Source organism: Lacinutrix cladophorae (genome assembly GCF_053604645.1).
Window position 1 is genome coordinate 50,799 of the sequence record NZ_JBSHNR010000110.1, and the last position, 12,620, is coordinate 63,418.

The window sequence follows — 12,620 nt, forward strand, 5'->3', positions numbered from 1 at the left end:
TTATTTACCAGAATTTGGTATAACTATAGTTTGAATAGCTTGTGCATTTATTTTTATTGTAATGTTTTTCTCATGTAAAGAAAGGTTGAAGTTTTTGGTTTCTTTCCCTTCGTTAAAAGCTACAATTGCTATAGAACCTTCTGGATTTTTTGCGGCTGTAACTAGTAATGAAGGATCGGAATTTTCAACTCCTAAAACAACAGCTCCTGGTCTAATATATTTGCTAAAATGAGACATAGTATAATACAATGGAGTAAAATAAACCTCATCAGCTTCAGGGTCTACAATTACTGGAGCAACACACCAGTTTTCGAACCAATTAGGGCCACCTTGTTTATCTAAAACCATGTTCCAATCTACCCAGCCATCTACCCAATTATTTAGGCAACCAATAATATCTCTAGCATATCGATTTACTGGAGCATATTTTGGGTGTAAGTATTTCTTTTCTGGTTCTCTCCAGTCGTATCCCCAATCTGTAGCTTCTTTGCTCCAATACCAAACATCATCTTGCCATTTAGGTATTTCAGAATCTATACAACCTTCGGTTTCTATTAAATATTTTTTTGGTGCTTTGTTGTGTGCATATTGTAGTTCTTCTGGAAAAACTTCATACGTACTTTCGTACCAATGTATTGCTAAACCATCATAATATTTAGAGGATGCTTCGTCATTATACATGACATCTACCCATTCTTTTACTCCTTGTCTATTTTGGTCATATCCTAGAATTTTCACGTTTTCAAAGCCGTCTTTTTCTAGTTTTGGACCTAAATGGTTTTGTACAAAATTGGTTTCTTCTTCTGGTGAAAAATGCATGCTTTCCCAGTTGTTTCCATTTCCATGCGGTTCGTTAACAGGAGTAAGTCCCCAAATATCTATTCCTTCTTTTTTATATGCATTTAAGTATTTAGAAAAGTATAAGGCAAAGGCGTCATTATATTTTGGAAGCAATTTTCCGCCAACATATTTTTTGTTGTCTTTCATCCATGGTGGAGATGTCCATGGTGATGCAATAATATTAAAGCCATCTTTTGATATATTCATAGCATCTTTAATCATAGGAATTAAATCCTCTCTATCTTCTTCGATTGTGAAGTTTTTTAATTCCATATCATCAACTACAGGAGCATAGGTATAGTTGTTTAATGAAAAATCACAGGAAGCAATATGTGTTCTTGTTAAAGTATAATTTGCACCTTCTTCAGAAAAATAAGCATTCAGAATTTTTGTTCTGTTTTCTTTGCTTAATTTGTTTATTAGGTATGCTGAAGATTCTGTAAAAGAGCCACCAAAACCAGTTATGGTTTGAAGTTTTTGTTCTGGTATAATGGTAACTGTTGCTGTACTATCTTCTATTTGCGATGGGAATTCTGTAATTTGTGTTAATTTGTTTCCGTTTACAGAAGTTTCAAAAACAGCTACTTCTAAGCTTTCTTTTTTTTGAGTACAGCTCATTAATGTAATAATTAATAAGATAGATAAACTGTAGTTAGGTGTTTTCATAATCTATATTTTTAATGTTCTTGCTTGTTTAAACTCGCATATTTTTCTTTTACTATTGCAAATACTTCTTTTTTCTTTCTGTTTATATCTACAATTCCCCAAAACTCTTCATTTGGTGCACCATCATAAGGAATCCCTGTACTGTTAGGAGCCCAGCCACCAATATCTTGAGTGTCATTATTTCCAGCTTTCCACCAGCCATCCGTAAAAGAAAAAAGGGTCACACCTGAGCAAATTTGTTGGTTGTTAAAGGTTTTTTCTAATATGTTTTTTGTGGCTTCGGCCTGTGCTTTTTGGTTTACCCCTTCGTTATAACCATTTTTAGTGATTTTCATATAACTGTCTGATCCAGTTTCTGATAAATACATTGGTTTGTTGCTAACCGCTTGCCATTCGTTAAAAATTGGTTCCGGATTGTCCCATCGATATACATTCATTCCCCAAACATCTATATTAGGGCACATTGATAGTGCTAATGTATCTGGTAAATCTCCATGTGCAGTAGATACAGGGTGCGTTGTGTCATTTTCATGAATTAAAGTAGCTGCAACATTCATTGCTTTGTACCAGTTTTTGATGTCGTCTTGAAACCATTGTGGGTGATAGTTATATTCGTTACCAAGTTCCCAAAGTAGAATTGCTTTGTGGTTTTTGTATTTATTTATGTAGTTGATAAAAGTGCCAGAATAAATATCATTTTTACCATCTTGTTTATAACCAAAACCGATAATTACTTTTAATCCAGCTTCATGAATCTCATCTAAAACTTTTATATTATCAATTGGTTCATAAACTCTAATCGTGTTTATTCCTGCTTCTACCATTAATGCTAAATCTTGGGTTAGCGTTTTAAAACTTCTATTATTACCACTACCTTTTGGTACTGGATGATAACAAATACCTTTTATTAAATAAGGGTTGTTGTTTACCAGTATTTTTTGATTAGATACAGTTACAATATCATTATTTATTTTGCTTTTACAGGAAACAAAAACAAGCAGAAAAAGGGTTATGTATAGTATTTTTTTCATTTCTTATTTAGAGTAGTTTGTGTTTGGTACGAATACATCTTTCATTAAGGAATCTAATTTCCCATTATAGCTTTTCGTAATTGGGTTTCCATTTCTAGATACATTTTTAAATACTCCTTTATCTACTAGGTTCCAAAGAGGATATTTTGCTTTTCCGTTAATGGTTAATAAACCGAAATGATTTTCTGAGCCTTTTTCGTTTTCAGCATCTTTCCATTGTTCATCAAAAGCTTCAAAATAGAAACAAGAAATATTTTCTTTGTTAGTCCATTCTCGCAAATGGCTGTAGTATAATCCTTGTTTGTACTCGTCTGTTGCACGAGATCCATTTTCGCCATAAAAACCATTAGATGTTGTTGCCCAACCGGTTTCGCCAATATGAATTGGTTTGTTAGCACCAATACTTTTCATATAATTAGAAACGGTATCGTATTGTTTTTTAGCAAAATTTAATGCACGAAGCATTGCTGCATCTACTTTTTCTTTATCTGTTAAAGTGTTTTCGTTTTCTGGAATTTCCCAGAAATCGGAATTGTAATGCGAATTATGAAAAGGGTAGGTATGCATAGAAATATAATCTACTGTATGTATTAATTTTTCTAAATCTTTGGTGTGATAAACGCTATCTCCTCCTCCCCAAGAGGTATAATCATCCGAACTAGTTATCCATAAATCAGCAGGTAAACCCTTCGATTTTTTTAAATCTTGTAAATGAGTTACCCATTTTAATATAACGCTTGGTTGCACATAATAGCTAGCTGCCCATTTAACCATTGCTTCGTTACCAACCGCGATAATTTTTACAATTTCAGGGTATTTGTTGGCCAATGTAACTGCTGTATTAATTTCTACTGTATTTCTCTCGCTTTCAAGATTATGATCTGGCTCTATGTTTTGCTTATTAAAAGCGTTTTTACAATCTATCCAAGCGCCTAACATAACATACATGTTAAAGTTTGGATCTTCTTTTTTTAATTGTTGAATTGCCTCTAACAAGTTGGATGCTTGTTCAAGATGTACATTATAAGTTCTAAGAATTTTAATTCCCATGGCAGACAATATTTTCATATCCTCTTTTAGCTCTTCTAGTGTAGGTTGCACTTCTCTCGATTTTTCTCTATAACCACCATAAGAAATTGCTAGAAAATCGGGATTGCCTAAAATTTCTTTAGCAGAAATCACTTTATTTACTTTCGTTTCACTTTTTTTATTACATGAAAACAAAACAATTACAGTGAGAATACTGAAAATGAGAACTGTTATTTTTTTCATGTTATTCATAAATTATCTTTTAATCGAAACTGTTATTGTATTGATTTTTCCGTTTCTTTCAAACAAAGATTTACTTGTTTCAATATCTAATTGTAACTCGTTAAAGCTTTTTCTTTCATTATTAGATAAAGTGACTTCAACACTATTTTTATTTTCCAATCTATAGATTATAGGTACTTGACAATAGGTGAAACACAAAGCGTTTTTGTTAATTGTAATAACTTTTTCTTCTTTATTGATATTTGTGTATTTGAAAGTTTTGTTATCTGTAAGAAACTCTTCTTGTCGTAACAATCTTGGGTTGAATTGAAGCATTCCGTTTTTAACAAAAACACCTAATTCACCAAATCTACATAACACATCTTCTTTTACTTGTCCCGTCATTCCTGGTTGTTGTGCCCCTTTTCCACCTGGTGTATGTGAATATGGATCTGTTGGAAATGCACCATATAATTTTGGAGATTTATTAACACCAATACCTTCGTTAATTTCGTAATAATGATCTAATATGCCACCAATAACTTTCTCAGAATCTTTATTGTTTATTGCTAATAAAGCATTTTCTTGAACAGCAAGAAGTAGTTTAGAAACCATGTGCCAATAAATAGAACCTAAGCCTTCGTAACCAAAGAATGTTCCTGATCTTCCTGTGAATGCTTTATGGTTAAAAAGGTCTTCAAAGGTTGCCATTAAAAGACTTTTTTCGTCTTTAATTAGTGTGCCGTATTTTTCTTCAGACAAGTTGGATAGTGCTTCTTTTAAACTGTTTGCATTATTAAAGTTTCCGTTAAAATGATAGTTTCCTAAAACATCTTTTTGAATTATTTGTGCGTTACCATCTGCAAGTAATTGTTGTAAAAGTTTTGAGTTTTTAACAGCTTTTTCAGGAATATTGTTTTTGTCTGTAAAGCGAGGTAATACCTTGTTAGGATACAATATATAGCTGTATTGGTCCGGTCTAAATAAGGCGCTGGCTTTTAGTGCGTTTAGCGTTTCTAGAGCAGATTTTGGAGTTAGATATCCAGAACTTAAAACTGCAACTTGACCTTCTAACATTTCTGGTAAATAGGAAATAGAAATTGAGTTGTCACTAGTTACAGTCATTAAATTATAAGCATGATATAAATTATCTGCTCTTTTGTTTGCATTAATAGAATGCTCTAAATAACTGTTAGAAATTTTAATAAATGCTAATAAATCTGCTTTGGTAATTGTTTCTCTATTGCTAGTAAATGCATTGTTGTAAATAGTTTCTCTAAAATTGCTTCCAGCAGAACCAAGTCCGTCTAAAACTGTTTTTCTATCTATATCTGAAATTTTTCCAGAAAGAATATGTTTGTTTGTATTAAAAGTAGCTACTACTTTATTAAAAAACTGTGATAATTCTTCAGAAATTTCAAATTCTTCCGTTTCTAAATTTGTTGTAACAACTTCAAAAAAGTCTAAAAAACGTTTTAAATAATACAGTGTAACCATAGAAACACCATTACCAACTAAAGCATTATTTGCATCGTTCCATTCTGGTCTTTGTGTATTTAACCATATTCCTCCTTCAGGAATAAAATTAGAAAGTTTAGCTAAAACCGTTGCTAATAACTTTTCTACCATATTTACTTTAAGGATAAAGAAGTTTTCGTCTCTTAATAAAGCACCATCTACACCTAATTCTGTTCTTTTTTGACGAATATTAGCATCTAATTCTTCATCAAAATCTATGGTATCTTTTGGATTTGCAAGCAGCTCTTTGTAGCTTTTAATTTTATAAGGCACATTTGCGTAAACAAAAATGTCTTGGTTAAAATAAGCTGCTAATTTATTTGGGTAATGCTTTTCAATAAACTCCAAAAACTTAAGTAAGTAAATAATTTGATGATCTCCCCAATATCCTATATAGGACCAAGGATCGTCTGGTTCAATAGTTTCCCAGTCAAAACCACCTTTGGTAACACGATATGGATTGTAACCATCAAACGTAGATGCGTTTAAAAACTTATGAATCATGTTTTCAATAAACTCAGGGTAGGAATGCGCAAGTGCTTCCCAGTTTTGAAAGATATCTCTCCAGTTACCTTCGTAGTCTAAAATTTTAGATCCATCAATTTCATTTCTTGTATTGATAGAAAATTTGTTCCAAGGTCTACTTGGATCTCCATGTCTTCTACTAAATTTTAATGGTAAATATTCAAAACAAAGGCGTTTAAAATTTTTGTCTACCTCTTTTTCGGCAATCTCTTTTATAGTATTTAGTTGAAAAACTTCAGGTAGTTTGGATAGTAGTTCCTTTTTTTTCTGGAATACTTTTTTATTAGCATTTGCAATATATTTTACAAAATCTTCTTTTTCAATAGTATAATTATTATCAAAAATACCACCTCTCATAATATTGAAAAGCGTGTTTGCAAAATGTCTTGTGTTTCTAAGTGAGCTGTCACTTAGTTGTAAAGCGTCTGCACTTCCTGCTAAAGCAATTAACTGTTTGGTTCCAGCTTCAATATCTTCTTGAATTAATGAAGCAATATTAGTATTGTTTATTTTTTCTGAAATAGCACAAATGTCACTCATAGATTGGTTAACATCTGCAATAAGCATCCAGTTTTTTTCTTTATTAGCTTTTAATTGAATTGTAGAAGAAACAAAATAAGCCCCTTTTTCGGCTTTAATATCAACTTCTTGTTTCAGTTCTTTTCCTTGTCTAAAAGGATCCAATTGTAATGAAGAAAGTAAGTATTTAGGATTATCAATTCCTAAAGACCAAACAATATTAGATTTTAATGCTTCACTAGGTTCTGCTTTATCAACAATAATTGCACTTAAAGCGAAAATACCTAAGCCAGTATCTGCTTCTAATTCACTCTTTTTGTATGCATCAACTAAATTGCTGCTTGCGTTTTGTAAATCGGAACTAACACCATAAGGCATTAAATTTTGTAAACCATCTAAAACATCAATGGTTACCTCTGTATTATTGTTGTTGCTTATGGTGGATTTTTTAATAAAGCCGTATTTATCACTTGAGTTCCATTGGTATCTAAAAGTAAGGTTTAGATCTTCGTTTACTTCTTCAAAAATGACCTTATTACCAAATGCATTTTTATACAGATTCCTTTTAGTAGTGTAAACTCCTTGATATTTATTAGAAAAAGGTTCCCATAAAAAAGTTTTGTCTTCTTTGTTTACTAAAAGAATGGTTTTACTTCCAGTAATTTCAGCAAGTTCTGTTAATTTATCATCTGTGTAATATGGAAATAGCGCATATTCTGCGTTTTTTCTACCAGCAGACAAACCGCCATTACTTGAAATAAACATCCAGTGATTAGAATTGCTAACAATACTCATAAAAAACGGGCGCATTTTATGATTGTTAGAGATTTTATAGTAAACCTCGTTTTCGAAAAGTACTTGTTCTCCTTTAACTTGGTTGTCTTCAAATGAAGCTTTATTGCTTCCTATATATATAGGGTTTTTACTCATTTTAATATTTATAACTATGGTGTCTATAGTATGTTTTAAATAGGTTATTGGTTTAATTTATTCTGGAATCAAAAAATTTACTAAAAAGGTCGAGTAGTGTGCTCGACCTTTAATTTTAAAATTACTAATTCAAAATAATTATAAACTACTTTTATGTTTTATTGATATACTCTTACATAATCAATTTCCATGGTGTCTTCTGTAAATGCAGGGTCAATATCTCCACCAAGAGTTCCTCCCATTGCTATATTAAGTATAAAGAAGAAGTCTGCATTAAATGGTAAATTAGAACTATTAGTTAATGTCATAAATGGAACATCGTCTACCGAAATTTTAACCGATTGTTCACTCCAATCTAGAGAATATACATGAAATTCTGTTGCAGCATTTGCTATAGCTGTGGTTTCTCCATAACTAGCGTTAGTTCCGCTTCCGCTATCTAACCAATGGCAAGTGCCTAAGGAAATATTTTTATCCCAACCTGTTTGTTCCATAATGTCTATTTCACCACAAGTAGGCCAACCTACTGTGCTAAAATTAGAACCTAACATCCAAATAGCTGGCCAAGTACCTTGGGAAGCTGGTAATTTTGCTCTAATTTCCATTTTACCATAGGTGAAACTTTGTAATCCTTCGGATTTTAATCTTGCGGAAGTATAACCACTACCATTTGCTTTAGCGGTTATTATAAGTGAGCCATTATCTACTATTACATTTTCGGCGTTGTCTGTATATGTTTGTAATTCTTGATTTCCCCATCCTCCAGCACCAAGGTCGTAGGTCCAGTTTGCAGGGTTAGGAGTACCATTCGTATCAAATTCATCAGACCAAACTAATTCTAGTTCTGTTCCAGTTTCCTCTTCTTCAGAAGTTATAATAAACCACCAGTCAAAACCATTATTACCATCGGTAGTTCTAAGAAGTAGTTCATTTGCCACTGAACGATCATAAATTTCATAACTATGAGAACCTCCTGTGTAGTAACCAATAAATCCTAATCCACTTAAATTAATAGTTTCGTTACCACCTGGAGCTGTTAAAGTCCAGTTTTCGGAATAGTCACTATACGGATAGTTTTCTATATCATCTCCATTTGGAGTTTCGTTGTGTGGTCCTAATTCTTCAACTAAACCAACACGTCCAAAAATAGTACCAGTAACATCTTCTGTTGGATCGTCATTTACGCTATTTGTGACATGGGTAAATGTTCCATCAGAATGGAAAACATAACGATCATCATACATTCCTGTTGCTGCTTTTTCACTTGGGCCAGCGGCATACCATTCGGTAGGAGCTCCACCAACTGGTCCCAAACCAAAATGACCAGCTTTTTCCGATTTAACTCTCCAAGTTTTTGATTCATTTCCATGAAGTATTGCTAATAAATCTGCAGGAGCAGAGTAGGTTGCTAATACTTCTACTTCAATAGTTGCAGAAGTAGAATTACCTCCTGGGCCTATTGCAATAACTGTAACTGTGTAGGTGTTGATACCTAAATTAGAAAAAGCATATGCAAGTTCACCGTTAGGAGCTATTTCCTGATCTCCATTATATGAATATCTATAGGTAATAGCATTATCTGCAGTAGCTGTAAAATTCACATTACCAGATCCATCACCAAATGGGTTTGCTGTATCCTGACCTATTATTTCAGCCGAAACTTGAAGGTTGGTTGGTGCAGTTAAGTCTCCAAATTGGTAGTTTTCTTCTTCACAGCTTACTAAAAACACAAGGGAGAAGAAAAGAGTTATAATATATTTTATATTTTTCATCTTTTTTTATTTATTGTTTAATCAATTTATAATACCAATACTCTGTACCTCCATTAAATCCAGAAATAGTAATATCTAATGTGTTACCATCTGTTGACAATACATAATCATAGGTAATAGTATCATTATCAGGCATTCCATTTTCACCTGTATTATGCACCTTAGGTAATCCTAGATATGCACCTAAGCCATTTACAGTTACAGTACTTGCTGTGCTTGTATACGATGCTGTATTTGTACCATTATGAGGTGCAATTGGAGCTCCACATCCATCAGCAGCTACTCCTTGCCATGTTTCTAGCCATGTTTCTGTACCTAATACATTTTGAAATGATCCATCTGCATTGAAAATATATGCATCATCAAAATAACAAGCTCTTGCTGCAAGATCAGCATCTGGAATCGACCACCATACCGTTCCAGCTCCATCTCCAACTTCAAGAGCACCTTCTTCAGAAGCTACTTTCCATGTACCAATTAAAGGGGAAACTGGAGCAGAATCTTTAATTAATTTATAGTACCAATACTCTGTACCTCCATTAAACCCTGAAATTGTTATTTCTAAAGTATTACCATCTGGTGCTATTACATAATCATAAGTAATAGTATCATTTACTGGCATACCATCTTCACCTGTATTATGCACTTTAGGTATTCCTAAATAAGCACCAACACCTGAAATGGTTAAAGAATTACCATTATCGATATATGTTGCTGGACTTGATCCGTTATGAGGTGCGATTGGTGCTCCACATCCATCAGCGGCTACTCCTTGCCATGTTTCTAACCATGTTTCTGTACCTAGTACATTTTGGAAGGATCCATCTGCATTAAAAATATATTCATCATCAAAATAACAAGCTCTGGTTGCTACATCAGCAGCTGGAATTGCCCACCATATAGTTCCAGCACCATCTCCAACTTCAAGGGCACCTTCTTCTGGTGCTATTTTCCATGTGCCTACTATTGGAGAAGGACCAGTAGATTCTTTCCAGAAGTAAATATTATCAATAAATACAGTTCCAGCAGCCCAAGGTGTGCCAACAAATTTTAATTGAAAAATTTCATTTACACTTAATCCTTGATCTGTATAGTCGGAAATTGGAATATCTATACTTGTCCAATCGTTTGGATTTAAATTATTTGTTACTGGAGCTTCCGAAGACCCAGCCGGATTATTAATTAATGATGTTTCTATTTGTGTTGTAACATCTGCAGTCCATACATCTATGTGTAGAAACTCCATTGCAGATACATCTGCACTAGTTCCGTCTTCTAGAGCTACCCCTTGGTAACTAAGGTTAATGTATTGAAGCATTTGATCACCAGCTAAATCAAACATAGCCCAAGAACTACCTTGTCCGCCTTGTCCCCAATCTGGGAAGAAATTTGTGTTTTCTAAATCTGTATATGCTGCACTAAATACAGATATAACATCTTGAGCAGCTCTTGCAGGAGGTGTTGGCGCTGAAGCTAAAGGTTGAAGAATCGCAGTAACTTCAAAATCTTCAATTATAAATTGTGTGGTTTCAATAGCAGCTCCCATCGCCACAACAGTTATATTATAAGTTCCTGCGTCTGCATAGATATGAGAAATTATTTCCCCTATGTTTCCAGTTAGTATTTCACTTCCATCTCCAAAATCAACATCGTAACTTACTGCATCATCAGCAGTAGCTAAAACATTTACTTGTTTAGATATGGCAACATCATTTTCTGCGGTTGCAACTAAATTTGAAGGAGCATTAAAAGATACAGCCAATTCTTTTGTGATTTCTGTTTCTAATCCTGTAACTCCAACTGCAACAATTCTTACGGTGTAAGTACCTTCTTCGTATGTGTGCATCGCATTTTCTCCTTGCATGATATTTGCTGGTTCTTCTGTTGCATCACCATAAAAAATATTAAAATTAATTGCATTTTCTGCTGTAGGTGTTATCGTAACCAATCCTGTATTGTCTTGTGTTACATTAAATAATGCCATAACGTTAGTTGGAGCGACAGCAGTATTCACAAAGTCTGTATTATCATCATCATTTACACAACTAATAATTAGTAGTGTAATAATGCACATACTGAATATGTATTTTATTGTTTTCATATAGTTATTTTTTAATATCCTTCGTTTTGAGTTATACCTGAAATATCTCTTTCTAGTTGAGGAATAGGGAATACTTCGTGTTTATTTGTTGTAAAACCATTTATGGTTGATGCAGCTTCACCAGTTCTTACTAAATCGAAGAAGCGGTGCCCTTCCATTGCTAATTCTAGTTTTCTTTCGTTCCAAATTGCTTGAACTAATGTGTTACCTGAAGAGGTTATATCATGATCTAAATCACCAAAAGCTCTTCTTCTAACTTCATTTAAGTATTGTTGTGCTAAACCATCACTAATATTTCCTCTAGCATTTGCTTCTGCAGCCATTAATAAAACATCTGCATAACGAATAGCTCTATAATTATTCAAATAATTAAGTTCTGTTTGGGCGCCACTTTCACCAGCTCTTGGTATGTATTTATGGTTAAAATATCCCGTTTGTTCATAACCAGCTAAGCTACTTGCATCGCCAGAATATGTTAGTATAGTAGCCTCTCTTCTTGTGTCTTCACTATCATAAGCATCATATAAGTCTTGTGTTGGAACATTAAAAGCCCAGCCTCTAGCATAGCCAGCAATGTCTGCTCTTGGACCATTGTGTATTATTCCAAAATTACCTTCTGTCCCTTGCGGTACATAATCCCAATCATACCACTCTGACGTATTTGTGTATTGTACTTCAAAAACAGATTCTATACCATTTTCTCCAGATTTTAAAAACTGGCTTTCAAAGTCATCTACTAAAGTAAAAGCACCAATTACATTATTTAAAGTTGTTGCAGCTTCAGGAAATTTTTCTTGATACAAATATGCTTTACCTAATAATGCTTGTGCGGCATATTTTGTTACTCTTCCTGATTGCGATTGTGTAGTTGGTAACACAGCAATTGCATCTCTTAGGTCTGTTTCTATTTGTGTATAAACATCTGCTTTTGGACTTCTAGGTATGTTTCCTGAATCTGAAGCATCTAATCTTCTATCCACAAATACTGGTACATCTCCAAAAAATTTAACCAATTCAAAATAATAATAAGCTCTTAAAAAATAAACTTCACCATATAAAGCTTCTTTACCATCAAAATCTAATTTGGTTTTGTTTTCTTCTAAATAATTAGCACGATTTACGCCTTCATAACACCATTTCCATAAATTGGTTAAGTTGTCATTATTAGGGTTGTGTGTCATGTCGTCAATTTGTTGTAACCCAATTACATCTGTTGCGCTTTCGCCACCACATAAAGAGTTGTCTGATGCGATATCCCCAATAAGTGTATTTAAATACATCCATTGTAAAGGGTCATAGGTTCCTATAACTGCAGCTTGATAATCTGCTTCTTGTTGAAAATAAACACTATCTTCTATTTCGTGTGTATCTGTTGGTTCTACATCTAAATAATCGGAACAGCCTAATGCTAAAAAGATTAGCATAAAAGGTAAAACGGAGTTTTTAAGTATTTTCATAATTCTTTTT

Annotated in this window: 7 protein-coding genes; all 7 read right to left on the reverse strand. The window is 33.2% G+C overall.

Translation table 11 applies throughout. The annotated features are described in order from the left end of the window. Positions 1-1,506: a glycoside hydrolase family 30 protein gene (locus ACVC3Y_RS07630; RefSeq protein ID WP_303423117.1), complete on the reverse strand. Its 1,506-nt coding sequence runs from the start codon at positions 1,504-1,506 to the stop codon at positions 1-3. Between the two features lie 11 nt (positions 1,507-1,517). Beyond that, positions 1,518-2,537 carry a glycoside hydrolase family 2 TIM barrel-domain containing protein gene (locus tag ACVC3Y_RS07635; protein ID WP_452226555.1) on the reverse strand — a complete coding sequence of 340 codons (1,020 nt, stop codon included), beginning with the start codon at positions 2,535-2,537 and terminating at the stop codon, positions 1,518-1,520. A 3-nt stretch (positions 2,538-2,540) separates the two neighbouring features. Continuing rightward, entirely contained in the window at positions 2,541-3,809 is a 1,269-nt protein-coding gene (locus tag ACVC3Y_RS07640) for a glycosyl hydrolase family 17 (RefSeq protein WP_452226556.1), read from the reverse strand. A 12-nt stretch (positions 3,810-3,821) separates the two neighbouring features. Then, on the reverse strand, positions 3,822-7,280 hold the full coding sequence (locus ACVC3Y_RS07645; protein ID WP_303423110.1) for a hypothetical protein: 3,459 nt from the start codon (positions 7,278-7,280) through the stop codon (positions 3,822-3,824). A gap of 158 nt (positions 7,281-7,438) precedes the next feature. Next, positions 7,439-9,052, reverse strand: coding sequence for a glycoside hydrolase family 16 protein (locus ACVC3Y_RS07650; protein ID WP_452226557.1), 1,614 nt, complete (start codon positions 9,050-9,052; stop codon positions 7,439-7,441). A 10-nt stretch (positions 9,053-9,062) separates the two neighbouring features. Further along, the gene (locus ACVC3Y_RS07655) at positions 9,063-11,153 is read right to left on the reverse strand and encodes a PKD domain-containing protein (protein ID WP_452226558.1); all 2,091 of its coding nucleotides are present in this window, start codon (positions 11,151-11,153) and stop codon (positions 9,063-9,065) included. Positions 11,154-11,164: 11 nt separating this feature from the next. Next, on the reverse strand, positions 11,165-12,610 hold the full coding sequence (locus ACVC3Y_RS07660; RefSeq protein WP_303423100.1) for a RagB/SusD family nutrient uptake outer membrane protein: 1,446 nt from the start codon (positions 12,608-12,610) through the stop codon (positions 11,165-11,167). Positions 12,611-12,620 lie beyond the last annotated feature (10 nt).